Source organism: Photobacterium marinum, assembly GCF_000331515.1.
GTDB classification, from domain to species: domain Bacteria; phylum Pseudomonadota; class Gammaproteobacteria; order Enterobacterales; family Vibrionaceae; genus Photobacterium; species Photobacterium marinum.
Window position 1 is genome coordinate 1 of the sequence record NZ_AMZO01000016.1, and the last position, 17,449, is coordinate 17,449.

A 17,449-nucleotide genomic window follows, 5' to 3' on the forward strand; every position below is an offset into this window, starting at 1 on the left:
ACTACGCCAATAACATCTGGAAACTAGAAGCTGTGAAGCGTTAATTCACACCCCATTTGGTGAATTAAAAGTCTGAATTGATATCAGCAAAACCCTAACATCGTAGCGGCCGCGAGGCCGCTATCGGAGAGAACGATGAAAAACGATCAAGTATTAAAGCAAGTTGCTGACATGGTAGGTCTTGCAGATAGCTATGTCAGTGCTTGGGGAGATGAAGCTAAGGTAAGTGATGAGACGCTGCGTCGTCTGCTTGCAGCCCTTGGCTATGACACAAAGAGCGATGAAACATTGCTGGAATCAGCAACTAAAAAACATCGCCCGGACGTACTGGCACCGGTACAGGTAGTGCGCACTGGTGAGCCGATGCACATTGCCATGAACCTTGGCCAGAGTGCACGCATCAGTGATTTTAGCTGGCATCTTGAAACCGAGCAGGGCGAGGTGATGGAAGGCTGGTTACAGTCGCAGCTGATCAAAGATGAGCGTGCAGAAGGTGGTGCACTGGTATTTGCACTACCGGATGATCTGCCTTGGGGTTACCACAAGTTGCAAGTGTTCCGTAAGCGTCGTAAATCTCCTTTTGAAATGACCCTGATCGTGACTCCTCAATCTTGCTACAAGCAGAATGAACTGCTGGAAGGCAAGAAAGTATGGGGTACCAGCGTTCAGCTGTATTCAATTCGTACCAATCATAACTGGGGTATCGGTGACTTCGGTGACCTGAAACAACTGGTTGCCGATGTTGCTGCCCGCGGTGGTGATTTTGTCGGTCTTAACCCGATTCATTCTCTGTTCCCGGCTAACCCAGAAGGCGCGAGCCCTTACAGCCCGTCTTCACGACGCTGGCTGAACCTTATGTACATTGATGTAAGTTCTGTTTGCGAGTTTGCACAGTGTGATGAGGCACAGCAGTTGGTAGGCAGCCAGGAATTCCAGCAGCGACTTGCGGAGGCCCGCAATTCAAACTGGGTTAACTACAGCGAAGTATCTTGCCTGAAGATGGCAGTACTGCCTTTGCTGTTCGAAACATTCTGTGAACGTCACCTTGATCAGAAGACAGCACGTGCTCAGAAATTCCTTCAGTTTGTTGAAGATGGCGGTGAAAGCCTGCTTCACCAGGCAGCTTTTGATGCGTTGCATGCCGAACTGAAGAAAGAAGATGATTCTGTATGGGGCTGGCCTGTATTCCCTGAAGAGTACCGCCACTTCGACAATTCTGCTGTTCAGACGTTCATTAAGAAAAACTACAAGAAAGTTCAGCTATTTATGTACCTTCAGTGGCTGGCTGATACTCAGCTTGCAGAAGTACATGAATTGGCAGATGAAAAAGGCATGGTAATGGGTCTTTACCGCGACCTTGCCGTTGGTGTCTGTGATTCTGGTGCTGAAACCTGGGCTGACCACGGTGCACTGTGTCAGGACGTCAGCGTTGGCGCGCCACCAGATATCCTGGGTCCACTAGGCCAGAACTGGGGCTTGCCACCACTGAACCCGCAAGTGCTTCAGGAAACGGCTTATGATCCGTATATTCAGCTGCTTCGCGCTAACATGCGTAATTGTGGTGCACTGCGTATTGACCATGTTCTTGGCCTGCTACGCCTATGGTGGATTCCTAAGGGTGAAGGTGCTAAAGATGGCGCGTACATGTACTATCCAGTAGAAGACATGATGTCGATTCTTGCTCTGGAAAGTCATCGTCACAACTGTACTGTTATCGGTGAAGACCTTGGTACAGTGCCTGATGAAATCGTTGATAAGTTGGCTACCGCAGGTATTCACTCTTACAAAGTATTCTTCTTTGAAACAGCGGAAGACGGTGGTTTCTATTCACCGACTCACTACCCGGATCAGTCAATGTCGGCACTATGTACCCACGATATGCCGACCTTGCGAGGCTTCTGGCACTGTGATGATCTGAAAATGGGCGAAGAGCTTGGTCTGTACCCTGATCAGGAGCAACTGGCAGGCCTGTTTGATGGCCGTGCTGAAAGCAAGCAGAAAATCCTTGATAGTCTGGCTTGGCATGGTTATCTTCCTGAAGGTGTTGGTCGTGATGCTGCATATGTACCGATGGACAGTTATCTGAGCGAAGGTATGCAGTTACACCTTGCTTCCGGTTCAAGTGCATTGCTGAGTCTGCAGTTGGAAGACTGGCTGGAAATGGATAAGCCGGTAAACATTCCTGGCACCGTCGATGAATATCCAAACTGGCGTCGTAAGCTCTCAACGACGTTAGACGATATCTTTACACGTCAAAACATTATTGATTTAACTAGACGTTTAACTGAAACACGAGAGAAAGCTTCACAAAAACAATAATCAGGAGTAATGCGTTGGACACACCTACAGTGACCCGCAGTGATAAGGAATACATGCAGCTCGAAAGAGCTGCATTTTCGGACCCGTTTTCATATTTAGGGCCTCAATATCAGTCTCAGGACATTGCACTTCGCGTGTGGATGCCTGGGGCTGAGTCTGTTGAAGCATTAACTGAAAAAGGAGAGCGTTTCACGCTTAACCGCGAAGCCGAGAGTGGCTTTGTACTAGAAGGTGATACGGATTTTACCACTGCACTTTATCAACTTATCGTTCGCTGGCCACATGGCGAACAAACACTCTACGACCCGTACCAGTTCCACAACCTGCTACCATCAGGCGATGCCTTGAATGATCCATCTCAGATGCACAGTGAGATGGGGGCGCAATTGATCACGCTTAACAGGGGCAACAATCCTGTTTCAGGTGTTCGTTTCTTAATTTTCGCGCCAAACGCCTCGGCAGTTAGTGTTGTTGGTCACTTCAATGCGTGGGATGGTCGTCGCCACCCGCTGCAGAAGCTGGATAACGGTTTGTGGGGACTGTTTGTCCCTGGCCTGGATGATGACGAACTGTATAAGTTCGAACTGAAAGATGCAGCAGGCCATGGATTACCGCATAAAGCTGACCCGTGGGGTTACCACTCAGAGCAGTATCCGTCGTTTGCTTCTAAGGTTTATAATCAGGAGAAATACCGCTGGAATGATGAAAAATGGCAGGGCCGTCCGGTTACCGCTAAACATCAGGAAGCGTTGTCATTCTATGAGCTGCATGCAGGTTCATGGCGTACAAAGGAAAACGGTGACTTCCTTAATTACCGTGAATTGGCTGATGAGTTGATTCCGTATCTGAGCGAGATGGGGTACACCCATGTTGAGTTGATGCCTATTTCTGAGCATCCGTTCTATGGCTCATGGGGATACCAGCCAATCGGCCTGTTCGCTCCAACCAGCCGTTACGGTTCACCGGATGACTTCAAGTACTTTGTCGACCAGTGCCACCAAGCGGGTATCGGTGTTGTTTTGGACTGGGTTCCGGCTCACTTCCCGTCAGATGATCATGGTCTGGCGAATTTCGACGGTACCGCATTGTTTAACGATCCGGATCCGCGTCGTGGCTGGCATCAGGATTGGCAGAGCTACATCTACGACTATGGTCGTGATCATGTTCGTCGTTTCCTTGTTTCTAATGCTCTGTTTTGGTTCGAGCATTACCACATTGATGGTCTGCGTGTTGATGCGGTTGCATCAATGCTGTATCTCGATTACTCACGTGAGCATGATCAGTGGATTCCTAACCATGAAGGCGGTAACGTTAACTTCGATGCGGTTAGCCTGCTGCGTTGGATGAACGAAGAAGTTTATCGCCGTTACCCGAATGCAATGACGATTGCTGAAGAATCTACGGCGTTCCCTGGTGTATCTAAACCGACTGATATGGGCGGCTTGGGCTTCGGCTTTAAATGGAATATGGGCTGGATGCACGATAGCCTTTCTTATATTAAGGAAGAGCCTGTACATCGTAAGTACCATCACAACACTATTACTTTCCCACTTGTGTATGCATTCAGTGAAAACTACGTGTTATCGCTTTCTCATGACGAAGTGGTGTACGGCAAAGGTTCTCTTCTGAACAAAATGCCGGGTGATGAGTGGCAGCAAACTGCTAACCTTCGCGCTTACATGGGTTACATGTATGGTCAGCCGGGTAAGAAGCTGAACTTCATGGGTGCTGAAATTGCACAGAGTGCCGAATGGGCGCATGAAGGACAGCTGGAATGGCACTGGTTACAGTATCCAAGACACAGCGGTATGCAGAAGCTGGTTAAGGACCTGAACAAGTTATATACCTCTGCGCCTGCTTTGTACGAACAGGATTGCAGCCCTGAAGGCTTTGAATGGCGTGTTCAGGATGATGCTGATGACAGCATTCTGGCTCATGAGCGCTTTGCTCTTAATGGCGATAAGGTACTGGTTGTCTCTAACTTTACTCCTGTTCCTCGTCAGGGCTACACCCTGGGTGTACCGCAAGAAGGTGAGTATAAGCTGTTGCTAAATACAGATGATGGAAAATATTGGGGTAGCCAGGCACCTGTTACCCAGGCTGTGAAATCGACTGATAAGCCGAGTCATGGTCTGGCGCATTCAATTAAGCTTGATCTGCCGCCGTTATCGACAGTATTCCTTTCTTTTTCCAAGAAATAAATTTACCAATATGAAAAAAGCCCATGATATAAATCATGGGCTTTTTTTGTTATACATATCACCGTTGAATTAGTCCGTTTGTAACTGACAGACACAGAAATGTGCTTTTGTTCCGCTTGCAATAATTTATGTCGATTTAATCTAAATCATTTTGGTAAAATGGAACAAATGTCACAATGGCATTGAAAGCTTGCGTCATTTTAGTGGTTGACACGATCCAACCCGAAATAATACCTACAAAGAATTGAGATAATAATGACAAGAAATGTAAACCCAGCCACAGGTAACAGCGAAGGGAAGGCTGTTGATTACTCCGCCGCGGTTGATTTGATTTCGACGACAGATCCGAAGAGTATCATTACATATGCAAACCAGACTTTTTGTGACGTTGCTGGTTACAGTGAAGATGAGTTGGTAGGCAACCCTCATAACATGGTTCGCCATGGTGATATGCCGAAAGCCGCCTTTAAGCAACTTTGGCAATACATCCAGTCTGGGAAAAGCTGGATGGGGGTGGTTAAAAACCGTTGTAAAAATGGTGATTATTACTGGGTTTCGGCATTTGTTACCCCTATCACTGATGAAAAAGGCCTGGTTATTGAGTATCAGTCGGTTCGAAGCCTGCCAAGTAAAGATGAGGTTGAGCGTGCAACTGAAGCCTATAAAACCATGGACAATGGTAAAGGCACTGGCACATTTCGATTCCGTCAGGGTGCGTTAATGAACAGCATCCTTGTTCTGGCACTATTATTTTCTGTTATTCAGGGCTTAGCTGGCACTGGTTCCATGGTGTCAACATGGCTGTCTGTATTAGTGCCTGTGTTGTTGCTTGCTGGTTTGGGGATCAGTGGCATTATGCACACCCGCCTGAATACATTAAAAGAGTATGCACGAAAAGCGTATGACAACCCGGTAATGGAACCAATCTATACCGGTAAAAGAGATGATTACTCAGAAGTGGAACTGGCATTGCGTATGCGCCGTGCAGAGCTGAGAGCTATTGTTGGTCGTGCCAGTGAGACATCCGGTGATATCTTGCTGTCGGCAGAAGATGAATTTGCCAATACGCAGCAAATCAAAACCAATTTGTCTCAACAGGCTGAAGCGACTGAGCAGGTTGGTGTAGCAATGGGGCAGATGGCTTCAACCGTTAAAGAAGTCGCTGAAAGTGCCGCGCAGGCATCCGAGCTGACTATTCAGGCTCAGCAAGTGGCAGCAAACGGTCAGACGAGTGTAGAAAGTACGATTGAGTCAGTTCACTCGCTGCATAGCGAACTGGATAACTCCAAGCAAGTGATCAATGAATTGTCTGAAAGCAGCCGTCAGATCGAAGGTATTCTGGATGTGATTGGTTCGATTGCAGATCAGACTAACCTGTTGGCACTGAATGCGGCTATTGAAGCTGCTCGTGCTGGTGAAGCTGGCCGAGGCTTTGCCGTTGTTGCTGATGAGGTTCGTTCACTGGCTCAGAAGACCCAGTCGCAGACCGGTGAAATTCATCAGATGATTAACCGCCTGCAAGAGACTGCGAAGCAAGCGGTTGAAGCCGTTGAACGTGGTGGCGAGCAGTCTGAACATTGTCGTCAGCAGGCGATTGAAACCGGTGAGCGTCTGACTGAAATTAACGAAATGCTTAACTTGGTGACAGACAGCAGCCACCAGATTGCCTCTGCGGTTGAAGAGCAAGCAGGAGTGAGTGGTGAAATAGCCCGAAATGTTGAGCACATTGGCGAGCTTACTTCCCAGACATCTGAAACCAGTGACTTGTCGGTTGAAAGTACCCGCATGCTGGTAGAGCGTCTGGAAGCATTACAACGCCTGATGGCGCAGTTTAAACGCGGCTAATACTGCACTTCAGCTAAGGTGTGATTAATAAAAAAACAGCGGATTTATCCGCTGTTTTTTTATGTCTGTTTTGTACCTGTGATTCTCTGGAATATCGGAGGTGTTAGCTAACTGTTATTGCCTGCTTGTTCGTCATGAATTGATTCCAGCGTCTGAATTCGCCTTTTATGTTTTTCTGAGAAGGTGGAGTTTCTTAAGTCTTCTATCGCTTTTTCCTGTTCCTCATAATTAAGGCAGCCATCATTTTGGATGGTTTCACGTTCTTCAAGATATTGGCTGACTTTGTTTTGGAATGCTTCACGTTCACCGGCCAGCTTTTCAAGCCTGGCTGCCGCTTCTGTACCGACTAGCTCCTGGTTTGCCAGGAAACGTTCTTGTGGATCCAGATTATTGGTTGTTTGTAATTGCGGTAGTAACTGAGCATTTCGATAACTTGACTGCAGATCCGGCGGCAATTGATCGATTTCCTGTTGCCATTGGTTTTGGAAATCTTCTTCATCCGTTGCCAGCTTTTTGAGTTCTAGCTTTTTTAGTGCAAGTTCTCGCAATTGGTTTTCTTCACCAAATAACAATGCTCTTTCTTCCGGAGTAAAAAAACGTTGCTGCATGGCTATTAATTGGTCATTCAATTGTCTTAAGGAGTCAAGGTTGAGTTGATCGAACGTTGATGGTTCAAGTGTTTGAAGAGCAGTTTTATAGCGGATAAATTTTTCAAACAGCTCAGTATCTAGCTGAAATGCATCAGTTTGCTGGTTGTTATAGCTTTCGAAGTGTTGCTTCAGGGTTTCCAGATCCGCTTCACCTAAACCAGAAAGAAAGTAATCAAACGTATCCCGGGAGGATTCGCTATCTATTTTTGTATCCTGTTGTGAAGCAACCTGAATAGTAGGCTCATCGGTGGTGCCTGTGTGGAAGTAAAAGACCGCACCTGCAGCGCCGACTAGTCCCAGAATCACAAGTGCGATCTTTTTCATTGTTATAGTCCTTGTTGTTGCAGACGATTAGCGTGCTGACGATACACGGTTGTCGGTGCAGTCTCGAATAAGTGGGTGACACCTAGCATGCCGTTAATTTCATCAAGATGGTTCATCTTGTAGTCATCACGGATCACTTTGCCAAGGTGGGTGCTGCATTTACCGACAAGGCCGTCGTTGGGTTCATCAAAAGCCAGCCCCAAAATCACCATTGCACCGTCAGTCGGATCCAACAGGTTGGTAAAGTTACTGGTGCCGGTCCATGAGTAGTAGTACACGCCGTTATCAGCCAGGTACTCACCTTCGCCGCAGTAAGTTGAAGGAACACCTTCAGGGTATTTCTTGTTAAATTCCATCAAGCCCACTGTTGTTAGTGCGTCCAGTGACGCCAGTGGATCTTGTGGAAGGTGACTACCACCGGAAAGCAGGTTGATCAGTGTTGTCAGCCCTTCAGCCAGTTTTACTCCGATACCTTCAGGGATCGAACCTTCAGGAATTGTATTGCGGGTCAGGTCGGCAATGTAGGAGCCTTTGTTTACGCCGCCAATGCTGGTTACAGAAGCAACCAGTTCTGGTGCAACGGAAGCAACATAGCGCGTAGTAGGGCCGCCATGACTGTGGCCAATTAGATTTACTTTCTCAGCGCCGGTGACTGCCAGTACTTCCTCTACTTGGGCAAGCAGTTGTTCGCCGCGTACTTCAGTACTGTTGGTAGCAGAAATTTGGGCGACATAAACCTTCGCACCGCTTTTGGTCAGTGCTTGCGGAATACCGTAGAAGTAATCCATTCCGGCCAGTGTATCGAAGCCAAACAGACCGTGAACAAGTACGATCGGATATTTAGTTTCGGTATAACCTTGTTGGTTAATTCCGTCTGTACTGGTTCCTGCTTGAGTGGCAAATGAAAATAGCCAGATGACGATAAAAGGAATGAGACGTTTCAATTTATATTCTCCTTGATAGCCCACCGATGAGCATATTCAATCATAGTCATATAAATAGTATCTCGTTGAATAAATGAGCTAATTGTGATCTATAACTTAATCTTTGTTATTTAAGGCCTTTTATGTCACAGATATAAAAAAAGCGCCCCTTGAAGGAGCGCTTTAAGTTGAGTGTATCTTGTTTTATTTGAACTCAGCTTTACGCATGCGGTTCAGTACAGCCATTACTTCGATAGCTCGTGGTTTAGCAAGGTCGCCATAATTTGGCATCATGCGGAACCAGTTATCGTGAAGCATTTGGGCAAATGCTTTGCTTGGATTTTTTTCCCAGCCTTTACCCTGAGCCAACTGGAACCACAGCCAACCTACAGAGTGCAGCTGGCTGGCATCTGCAATCTGCTCAAGCGCCTGTAAGTCGATATATTCGCGACCAAAACGCAGCGAGGTTTTGTCTTTCACCTGAATGCGGAATTTACCGTCTTCCAGCATAGTCTGCAGGGCAGAGCGATTAACCTTGCGAGTACGTGGTCGGTTGATTTCCGTACTGCCTTCAAGTTGACGGCGGGTAGGGTGAGAAGCAACAACTTCACGTGCTTTTGCAGTAACGTCGATGGCTTCGTAGTTGTGCATCTGGATAACTGTGTCTGCAACATCCAGATAATCGCCCGAACCACCCATAACCAGCAGCACTGAAACATTTAGCTGGTCACGAAGAAGCGAAATACGGTCCACAAGTGGAGTGATCGGCTCATCACTTTTTGTAATCAGGGACTGCATGCGCTCATCACGGATCATGAAGTTAGTTGCTGACGTATCTTCATCGATCAGCAGTGCCTGTGCACCGGCTTCAAGTGACTCCTGTAGCCATGATGCTTGCGAGGTAGAGCCCGATGCATTCTGGGTACTGAAAGCGTTGGTATCTCGGCCCATTGGCAGGTTGCTGATGTATGGTGTCAGGTCTACGTTATGAACGCAGCGACCGTCTTCAGCTCGGATCTTTGAAGCCGTGTCATTGGTGACGATATATTCGCGACCGTCGCCCGGAATGTGATCATAGACGGAGTTTTCAATGGCATTCAGCAGTGTTGATTTACCGTGGAAGCCACCACCGACAATCATAGTTATCCCCTTCGGAATCCCCATACCGCGTACAGTACCTTTGTGCGGTGAATCCAGTTCAACAGCAAGGTTGTCTGGGCTGACGAAAGGAATGGCATCTGCCATTGGCAGATCACTGTTACCGGCAAGGCGAGGCAGGATACTTTCATCGGCGATAAATGCCAGCAGGCCTTTTTCTTCCAGCTGACTACGCATAGCCACTTGATCTTCAACCGTTTCACAATGACGTTTCATTTCTTCCAGCGGAAGCTCGCGAGCAATGGTGGCACGGCGAATGATTTTAGGCATCACGAAAGTCAGCAGGTTCAGTGTTTTCTTCGCGATGATGGTGCGGCCGTCTGCCGGTAGGTTGATTCTGAAACGAAGCTCAATTGCGTTGTCGTCAAAAACAACAGCGGTGCGGTCAAGGATCGTCTGACCCGGACGGTCAATTTCGATTTCATTGATTTGCTGGGCAAGATCAGCAAACTGACGCGCAATAAAATCACGGGCGGCACGCTGGTAATCAGCTGATTGCTCTTTCAGCCATTCAAGGTCAGTCAGTGACCATTGACGGCGGGCGCGAACTCGTGATGCCGGTGCATATGGATCGGCCTGTGTCGTGTCGATATAGAAGTCGAAGTCAACGAATTGATATTCTCCGCGGAGACTTGAATAGCTGCGGTAGTTATGACGGTCAATTTTTTTTAGTTTGGCTTCGAGTAATTGCATATCGCCTCGATATCCTTCGTTGATAATTCCGGGGGCAGGATTCTACACGAAAGGTATAGTGATCGATATACATATCTGTATTTAATATTTTGTCTTTAGATGCTTAAGTCGTTCATCATTATTGGCACTGAGAATACAAGCTGACATTTCGTTTCTATGTCAAATGGGAGGTGCTCCACCTTTGTCTAATGGAGTAATTTTCCTTGTGAGCTATGTTGAATAAAGAATTTATATTTCCGAAGGATTACCGAAGGGGTAGGAATGCTGGAAGCAACAATGAAATTTATTGAAATAATTTTCCTGGTTTCAGGAATGATGTTTATCAGCACTGGAATTATTCAATACGGTAGGCGTACATCCGACTGGTTTGGTGTTATCCGGATGTTTTATCGGCGGATCAGCATGAGTGTGGTGGAATACAAGTGGTATCGGTCCGGCGTTGCCTGTTTTGTTCTTGGGGTGATTGCCCGAGTCGCCAACCTGACTTTCTGGCCGACCTGATACAAAAAATGCAGCTTAAATCAGCTGCATTTCTTTAATAAAGAGTGGGTTAGTTACGGGGGATGGGAAGACTTAACTCCGCTTTAAGGCCACCAAGGTCGCTGCGGGTTAAAGTCAGTTTACCTCTATAGCTGTGCGCAAGCTCACTGACAATATTCAGTCCCAGGCCGGTTCCTGGTGTCGTTTCATCAAGTCGGATTCCGCGCTTGAGTACCGATTCATACATGGTTTCTTCAATCCCCGGGCCATCGTCTTCAATGATGATTGAAACCTGCTGTTCATTGATATCAGCCTGGTGCACCCGAATTAATCGGTTTGCCCATTTATAGCTGTTCTCAATTAGGTTGCCGATGATCTCATCAAGGTCTCGCTTTTCTACTGCCACATTTAGTTCACTTTCAAGCTCATTCACCAGAACAACATCCCGATGAGCATAGACTTTGTCCATCGCCATAGATATCGCGTCAACCCGTATTGCAGGGGCAGTTTTAGCTGCCAGAATATTAACTGCGCCCGCCATTCTAGCTCTGCCTAGATGATAGTCGATGTGTTGTTGTAGTTGTTGTAGTGGTGGATTTAGTTTTGAACGGGTATTTTCATCCAGTAATCCGACTTCATTATTTAACACAGCAATTGGCGTTTTCAGTGCATGAGATAAGTTACCTGCGTGGTTTCTGGCTCGTTCTAACAGCTCCTGATAGTGGAAAAGCAGCGCATTAAGGTCATCTATTACTGGCCTGATCTCAACTGGATAAAATCCAGTTAATTCCGTCGAGCCACCTTCGCGCACCTGATTTAGGTTTTTCTGTAATTTTTTTAGCGGCCAGAGGGACCAACTTACCTGTAACCAAGTAAGGATTAGGATGCCGATGGCCATAATCAGCAGGATCATCCACAAGCCGTTGGTGAGTTGCTTCAGCGTGGAATGCAGTTTGTCCAGGTTAGCGGCAATGGTCAGCTCTACGGGTTCATCAATTTCAGGTAACAGGAACTTTCTTTTTACTACCAGAAGCGACTGTTCGTTAGGGCCGGAAAACCCTTTTCTTTCATCACCTGTTATTCGAGTATCCCATAGCGAGCGGGATCTTAGCTCTGTGCCATTGACACTAAGTGTCCAGTACAGGCCACTGTATGGTGACTGAAATCTGGGATTGGACAGCCTGCCTGGTCGTGAAAGCCGCCCGTGCATATCAACATCAACTTGTGCCGTTAGCTCATCCAGGTAGAGATAGAGTTGCTGTTTTTCCTGATCGACCAGGTAGCTTTTGATGAAGCTGGGAACCAGATAACCTGTTGCAAAAATGGTAACAAATAACCAAACAGCCGCTGCAATAAGGAGGCGGCTGCGCAAGCTAGGAAGAAATTTGCTTTGGGTACTAATCAGCATTGATTTTGTATCCGAGTCCGCGAACTGTTTTGATCACATCGCTACCGATTTTACGACGGATACGACCGATGAAAACTTCAATGGTATTGGAGTCGCGGTCAAAATCTTGTTTATAGATGTGCTCAACCAGTTCCGAACGGGAAATAACTTTGTCGGTGTTATGCATCATGTATGAAAGCACTTTGAACTCTAGAGCTGTCAGATCAACCGCCTGTCCCTGATAAAGTACTTTTGAAGTCCTTGTATCCAAGCTTATTCCGTTGGCCTGAATAACTGGTGAAGCATTACCTGAAGAACGACGTATTTGTGCACGTAAGCGGGCAACCAGCTCAACCATTTGAAAAGGTTTAGTCAGGTAATCATCAGCACCGGCATTCAGGCCTTCAACCCTTTGGGTCAGTTCGTTTCTGGCACTAAGAATGATTACCGGACAACTAACATTTTCATCTCGAATGCCTTTTAGTACAGTCAGGCCATCAAGCTTTGGCAAACCAAGATCCAGTACAACGGCATCCCACGGTTCAGATGTTGCTCTGTAAAGTGCATCGATACCGTCGCATGAAAGTTCCGCGACCCAGCCGCTTTGTTCCAGGCCGCTGACAATTTGTTCGCCTAATGTTATTTCGTCTTCAACAACAAGAATTTTCATTTTGTTACCTTGAGAATATGTTCCAGACCGCGGCCTTTGATTTCGATGATGGAAAGTGTTTTCGCTTCATATTCGACTTTAACGATATTGTTGTTGGCATCGATGAGTTTTAGCTCATAAATCCATACGCCATCATCTTCGTCGAGTTCAACTTTAATGATTCTGGCATCGATATCTTTGCTGACTTTTGCCTGCAATGATGAAAATGGTTGAATAAGACCTTGCTCGACGGCTTCCATGACATCGTCATGGTCTTCTTCAATTTCAAGGGGAGGGGCAGCATTGGCTGCTAAAGCCAATAATCCTGCCAGTCCAATTAGTGCTGAATAACGGTATTTTCTCTTCATATTAAGTAATTTATCCGGGCTTTTATGAACGTAAAATGAATGCCCGGTAGAAAGATATTACAAGGAAAAATTCACTTCTTATTGACTAAAAAAACTGTATGATCGTCACGAAATTTCGGGTCAAAACATGCCCAAATATTGATCTTGTGCTCATCGTTTTATACAAGCTGATGTCGTATGTGACACAGTTCATTATATTCGTGAATTAGAATGATAATTCTAATAAGGGAATCTATGCGTCTTAGTTTAAAAATGAAGCTTGTTTTAGCAAGCGTATCACTGATTTTGTTAACCATCCTTGTGTTAGGTGGCATTTCTTACCAAACACTCAATGATCAGGCTTGGTCAGCAATTGAAAGTGAAAGTAATAATACCGCAAATGCGTACAGTAAAGGTATCGGTGACTGGTTCCAGGGCCGCCAGAGTGCTGTTACAGCTACTGTAAATGCTATTGAGCGTGACCCACAGTTAGATATTGTCGGTCACCTGAAACAAACTCTGACATCCGGTGGTTTTGGATTAAGCTACTACGGCACCAAAGAAGGTGTTATGAACCGTCATGATCCTTCTTTAAATAAAGCGGGTTATGATCCTCGTGTACGTGGTTGGTATAAAAAGGCTTCTGCGGCAGGTAAGCAAATTACTACCATGCCTTATGTTAGCCATACAATGCAGACATTGGTTGTGACTCTTGCTGAACCTGTTTACCAAAACGGTGAAATGCTGGGCGTGGTTGGTTCAAACCTTGCTCTGGGACAGCTGATGAAAGATGTTCTTGATATCTCTGTTCCGGGGAACGGCTATGCGATGTTGCTTGATATCAGCAACAACCTTGTTGTAGCGCATCCCGATGAAAACAAGCAGATGAAGCCGCTGACTGATTTAGGTCGTGATGTCAGTGCCCAGAAAATGCAGCAGGTTATTGCCTCCGACAAACTTTATTTCACGGAACTGGATGGTCGCGAAAAAGCGGTAGCAGTCACAGCTATTCCGAATACCTCTTGGGCAATTGCTTTGGTGATGGATAAGGCAACACTGGAAGCGCCGCTGAATGCAATGCTGGTGAAGCAGTTCATGATTGGTTTGGCGATCATGTTGTTTGTTTCTGCATTTACAGCATGGTTGGTTTCTCAGCTATTCCGTGGTCTGAATAATGTTTCTGCGGCACTTTCAGATATCGCAAACGGTGAAGGTGACCTGACAGTACGTATTGATGTTCAGTCGGATGATGAAGTTGGTGAGTTAGCTGAAAACTTTAACCAGTTCGTGTCCCGTCTGCATGTTATGGCTTCTAACCTGCGTGATATTACGCTTCAGCTTAATCGTGCGGCGGCAGAGTCTGCTGACTCAGCGACAGAGCGTAGTAACCGCATTCGTTACCAGCAGGATGAAATTACCATGGTGGCAACGGCCGTGACAGAAATGGCCAGCGCGACTCAGGAAATTGCAGGTAATGCCGAGAATACGGCGAAGACATCAGAACAGGCTGTTGCAATGACGGAAGAGGGCAATGCTCAGGTTGGTCAAAGTCAGTCATCTATCGGTAATCTTGCTAAAGAAGTGAACAGTGCTGTTGTGATCATCGAAGATCTGAACGGTCATGCGCTGAAGATTAGCACTATCCTGGCGACGATTCGTGATATCGCAGAACAGACTAACCTGCTGGCATTAAACGCGGCTATTGAAGCAGCGCGTGCCGGTGAGCAGGGTCGTGGTTTTGCAGTGGTTGCTGATGAAGTTCGTGTGCTGTCACAGCGTACTCATACTTCAACTGAAGAGATTCAGAGCATGATCGAAACCCTGCAATCGACAACCAAGGAGGCAGTTTCTGTTATGTCTGATAGCCATCAGTTGGCTGAGACCAGTGTTCAGGATGTTGATGCTGCTGGTGTAAGTATCAGTAACATTGCTAATGAAATTAATGTCATCAGTGATATGGCAACTCAGATTGCTTCGGCAGCAGAAGAACAGTCAAGTGTAACCGCTGAGATCAGCCGTAATACCGAAGGCGTTCAGGAAGTTGCTAATCAGCTGGCGACTGAAGCTCAGGAAGCGGCTCAGCAGGCAGACGGTTTAAAACACCTTGCTGATCAGCTGGAGCAGGAAGTTAAACGCTACAAGTTGTAAGCTCATTACTATTGATTTAAGACGCAAAGCCGCTCGAAAGAGCGGCTTTATCATATCTCCGGGCTGGAACGAACACGGATAAAACGGGCAAAGCGCGGGATACCGCTTTTGGTATAACCATTGTGGCGATAGTTAATGACAGCACCTAAGGCTGGAGGATTAGCTCTTTCCGCATCACTGAATCCCGAACCAATCTTGAACTTCTTATTATCCGGTGTCAGCACCCATATTGCGCCCATCTTTCCCTGATACTTTCTTTTACCTTCTTCGTACCCCACAACAACGGCTTCGCTATCCTGATAAGGCTTGAGTTTTAGCAGCGAATCAGAGCGCCCATTTTTATACAGGTTATCTTTGTGATGGAGCATCAATCCTTCACCGTCACTCTGATTGATGTGTTCCTGATAGGCACTGAGTTCAGCCAGACTTTCGAAATGCTGTTGAGATATTAGTTGAATGTGGGAGCGGTCAATATCATTAATCAAAGTCGTTAATTGCTTTAAACGCAGTTCAAAACGCCTATTGTCAGAGGGAAGGTCAAACACCATATATTTAATCTTTTTCCATTGAGTTTCGTTGGGGCTGTCATCCATTACTGTCGATGCGACTTGTTGGAAGTTTCCCCGGCCAGCCCAGAGTTCACCGTCAAGGCTGATATTGTCAGGAAGCGCAGCAGTAAACCAAGCTGGGGCTGTGATGATATTTCCGGTTCGTGTTACCAGTTGCTTTCCATTCCAGAAAGCCCGGATACCGTCCAATTTCTCGCTGACGTAATAGTCAGATATTTTTAATTGTAAAAGCGTACTTTCAGAAAGTAATGCAGACTCAAACGTTTTGGTATCAACGGTCTTTGCTTTCATAACTGCCGGAGCTTCAGCGGCTTCCAGCATAAAAGGGCTGACCAGAAAACTGATTGCAGCAGCAAGGTGCGTTAACTTCAGGTTGGATTTATATGCTGGCTGGCAGGGATGTTTTTCAGACATGGTGATTGCTCTCAGGTATGCATCTGAAGAGTTACGTTATTTTTGGTCGTGGTCTGAGTAAATACATTGTGTGCCTGGATTGCATAAATTGGGGCAAATAGCGAAGTTCTGTGTGCATTGTTTGTTTAATGCATATATTGCTTGCGAGTGATGTCTGCTAGGGATGCTATCAGTATGGGGTTGAATATGGCTCCTCTGTGCATAGTCATGTAGAATCAGCGACTTTGATTTTCAATAAATCAACATTTTTTATACAGTGACGTATTATAATGCAGCTAGCACAGAATCAAATTAGTGACTTTCTGAGTCGCAAAAATATCGACTTTTCCGCCCGAACCTATTTTGTTCACGCCATGAGTTTTATGGCATTAGGTTTGTTTTCCTCCCTGTTGATTGGTTCAATTCTAAATACCCTTGGCGCTAAACTTGGGATTCCTCTCTTTTCAGAAACGTTGTGGCCGATTGCAAAACAAATGACCGGCCCGGCAATTGGTGTTGCCATCGCTTTTGCGCTAAAGGCACCACCTTTGGTGTTATTTTCAGTGACTACAGCCGGTGCTGCTGGTGCGGCTCTGGGTGGACCGGTTGGGGCTTATATTGCTGCCGTAGCGGCAACTGAATGCGGTAAGCTGGTAGCGAATGAAACCAAAATTGATATTTTAGTGACGCCTGCTGTTACTGTTATTGTTGGTGTCGCTGTCGGAAGCCTTGTCGGCCCTTCGGTCGCGGCGGTGATGAAAGGTTTAGGCGATGTTGTAATGTATGCAACTCAACTTCAGCCGCTGCTGATGGGTATGATTGTGGCTGTACTGATGGGAATGGCTCTGACTTTGCCAATCAGTAGTGCTGCGATTGCCATTATGTTGAGCCTGAATGGATTAGCCGCCGGTGCGGCAACCGTGGGCTGTTGTGCCCAGATGGTGGGATTTGCGGTAATGAGTTTCCGTGAAAACCGTTGGGCTGGCGTGGTGGCACAAGGTTTGGGAACCTCAATGCTGCAGATGCCGAATATCGTTAAAAACCACAAGGTCTGGCTACCGCCAATTATTACTTCTGCCATTCTGGGCCCGGTGGCGACATTGGTCTTCCAAATGGAAAATACACCGTTAGGTGCAGGTATGGGCACGTCTGGCTTTGTCGGCCAGATTCAGTCATTTATCGCTCTGGATGCAGCAGGGTGGCAAAGCGGCGAAATTTACTTTTCGATTTTACTTCTGCACTTGGTTCTTCCGGCTGTGATCACATTGTTTTTGGCTGAAGTTCTTCGCAAGATCGGCTGGATCAAACCGGGTGACCTTAAACTGCACCTTACTTCAAAGTAAATCGGACTAACCAATCTATA

Annotated in this window: 13 protein-coding genes; 6 read left to right on the forward strand and 7 right to left on the reverse strand. The window is 46.5% G+C overall.

What is annotated here, in order from left to right:
* Nucleotides 1–135 precede the first annotated feature (135 nt).
* The 3 genes from malQ (at nucleotide 136) to C942_RS10145 (ending at nucleotide 6,365) form a co-directional block, all read left to right on the forward strand.
* Complete coding sequence (gene malQ / locus C942_RS10135) at nucleotides 136–2,319, forward strand: 4-alpha-glucanotransferase (protein ID WP_007465330.1); 2,184 nt, start codon at nucleotides 136–138, stop codon at nucleotides 2,317–2,319.
* 53 nt (nucleotides 2,320–2,372) lie between these two features.
* Nucleotides 2,373–4,520 (forward strand): 1,4-alpha-glucan branching protein GlgB, encoded by a 2,148-nt coding sequence (gene glgB, locus C942_RS10140; RefSeq protein WP_007465332.1) that lies wholly within the window; start codon nucleotides 2,373–2,375, stop codon nucleotides 4,518–4,520.
* Nucleotides 4,521–4,775: 255 nt separating this feature from the next.
* A complete protein-coding gene (locus tag C942_RS10145; RefSeq protein ID WP_007465333.1) occupies nucleotides 4,776–6,365 on the forward strand; it encodes a methyl-accepting chemotaxis protein in 1,590 nt (529 codons plus the stop codon).
* A 107-nt stretch (nucleotides 6,366–6,472) separates the two neighbouring features.
* On the opposite strand, the gene C942_RS10150 is transcribed toward C942_RS10145, so the two are convergent.
* The 3 genes from C942_RS10150 to C942_RS10160 all read right to left on the reverse strand — a co-directional run bounded on the left by C942_RS10150 (nucleotide 6,473) and on the right by C942_RS10160 (nucleotide 10,113).
* Nucleotides 6,473–7,339, reverse strand: coding sequence for a lipase secretion chaperone (locus tag C942_RS10150; RefSeq protein WP_007465336.1), 867 nt, complete (start codon nucleotides 7,337–7,339; stop codon nucleotides 6,473–6,475).
* 2 nt (nucleotides 7,340–7,341) lie between these two features.
* Nucleotides 7,342–8,283, reverse strand: a complete 942-nt coding sequence (locus C942_RS10155; protein ID WP_007465338.1) for a lipase family alpha/beta hydrolase — start codon at nucleotides 8,281–8,283, stop codon at nucleotides 7,342–7,344.
* A 183-nt stretch (nucleotides 8,284–8,466) separates the two neighbouring features.
* Nucleotides 8,467–10,113 carry an ABC-ATPase domain-containing protein gene (locus C942_RS10160; protein ID WP_007465339.1) on the reverse strand — a complete coding sequence of 549 codons (1,647 nt, stop codon included), beginning with the start codon at nucleotides 10,111–10,113 and terminating at the stop codon, nucleotides 8,467–8,469.
* 261 nt (nucleotides 10,114–10,374) lie between these two features.
* Here C942_RS10160 and C942_RS10165 point away from each other — a divergent pair, with 261 nt between their 5' ends.
* Nucleotides 10,375–10,614: a hypothetical protein gene (locus C942_RS10165; protein WP_007465340.1), complete on the forward strand. Its 240-nt coding sequence runs from the start codon at nucleotides 10,375–10,377 to the stop codon at nucleotides 10,612–10,614.
* 49 nt (nucleotides 10,615–10,663) lie between these two features.
* On the opposite strand, the gene C942_RS10170 is transcribed toward C942_RS10165, so the two are convergent.
* The 3 genes from C942_RS10170 to C942_RS10180 are packed head-to-tail and all read right to left on the reverse strand — an operon-like array spanning nucleotide 10,664 to nucleotide 12,997.
* Complete coding sequence (locus tag C942_RS10170) at nucleotides 10,664–12,001, reverse strand: ATP-binding protein (RefSeq protein WP_007465342.1); 1,338 nt, start codon at nucleotides 11,999–12,001, stop codon at nucleotides 10,664–10,666.
* A complete protein-coding gene (locus C942_RS10175; protein WP_007465344.1) occupies nucleotides 11,991–12,650 on the reverse strand; it encodes a response regulator transcription factor in 660 nt (219 codons plus the stop codon). The genes C942_RS10170 and C942_RS10175 overlap by 11 nt, the downstream gene beginning before the upstream one ends.
* Nucleotides 12,647–12,997: a PepSY domain-containing protein gene (locus C942_RS10180; protein ID WP_007465346.1), complete on the reverse strand. Its 351-nt coding sequence runs from the start codon at nucleotides 12,995–12,997 to the stop codon at nucleotides 12,647–12,649. The genes C942_RS10175 and C942_RS10180 overlap by 4 nt, the downstream gene beginning before the upstream one ends.
* Before the next feature lie 234 nt (nucleotides 12,998–13,231).
* Here C942_RS10180 and C942_RS10185 point away from each other — a divergent pair, with 234 nt between their 5' ends.
* Complete coding sequence (locus tag C942_RS10185; protein ID WP_007465347.1) at nucleotides 13,232–15,124, forward strand: methyl-accepting chemotaxis protein; 1,893 nt, start codon at nucleotides 13,232–13,234, stop codon at nucleotides 15,122–15,124.
* Between the two features lie 50 nt (nucleotides 15,125–15,174).
* Here C942_RS10185 and C942_RS10190 read toward each other — a convergent pair whose 3' ends face one another.
* Nucleotides 15,175–16,107: a DNA ligase gene (locus tag C942_RS10190; RefSeq protein WP_007465349.1), complete on the reverse strand. Its 933-nt coding sequence runs from the start codon at nucleotides 16,105–16,107 to the stop codon at nucleotides 15,175–15,177.
* Nucleotides 16,108–16,376: 269 nt separating this feature from the next.
* On the opposite strand from C942_RS10190, the gene C942_RS10195 reads away from it, so the two are divergent.
* Nucleotides 16,377–17,429, forward strand: a complete 1,053-nt coding sequence (locus C942_RS10195) for a PTS transporter subunit IIC (protein WP_007465351.1) — start codon at nucleotides 16,377–16,379, stop codon at nucleotides 17,427–17,429.
* The last annotated feature ends 20 nt before the right edge of the window (nucleotides 17,430–17,449 follow it).

Excerpts from the sequence above, each read along its gene's own strand:
- malQ (WP_007465330.1), top strand. The coding sequence starts at position 136 with ATGAAAAACGATCAAGTATTAAAGCAAGTTGCTGACATGGTAGGTCTT.
- glgB (WP_007465332.1), top strand. The coding sequence starts at position 2,373 with ATGCAGCTCGAAAGAGCTGCATTTTCGGACCCGTTTTCATATTTAGGG.
- C942_RS10145 (WP_007465333.1), top strand. The coding sequence starts at position 4,776 with ATGACAAGAAATGTAAACCCAGCCACAGGTAACAGCGAAGGGAAGGCT.
- C942_RS10150 (WP_007465336.1), bottom strand. The coding sequence starts at position 7,339 with ATGAAAAAGATCGCACTTGTGATTCTGGGACTAGTCGGCGCTGCAGGT.
- C942_RS10160 (WP_007465339.1), bottom strand. The coding sequence starts at position 10,113 with ATGCAATTACTCGAAGCCAAACTAAAAAAAATTGACCGTCATAACTAC.
- C942_RS10165 (WP_007465340.1), top strand. The coding sequence starts at position 10,375 with ATGCTGGAAGCAACAATGAAATTTATTGAAATAATTTTCCTGGTTTCA.
- C942_RS10170 (WP_007465342.1), bottom strand. The coding sequence starts at position 12,001 with ATGCTGATTAGTACCCAAAGCAAATTTCTTCCTAGCTTGCGCAGCCGC.
- C942_RS10175 (WP_007465344.1), bottom strand. The coding sequence starts at position 12,650 with ATGAAAATTCTTGTTGTTGAAGACGAAATAACATTAGGCGAACAAATT.
- C942_RS10180 (WP_007465346.1), bottom strand. The coding sequence starts at position 12,997 with ATGAAGAGAAAATACCGTTATTCAGCACTAATTGGACTGGCAGGATTA.
- C942_RS10185 (WP_007465347.1), top strand. The coding sequence starts at position 13,232 with ATGCGTCTTAGTTTAAAAATGAAGCTTGTTTTAGCAAGCGTATCACTG.
- C942_RS10190 (WP_007465349.1), bottom strand. The coding sequence starts at position 16,107 with ATGTCTGAAAAACATCCCTGCCAGCCAGCATATAAATCCAACCTGAAG.
- C942_RS10195 (WP_007465351.1), top strand. The coding sequence starts at position 16,377 with ATGCAGCTAGCACAGAATCAAATTAGTGACTTTCTGAGTCGCAAAAAT.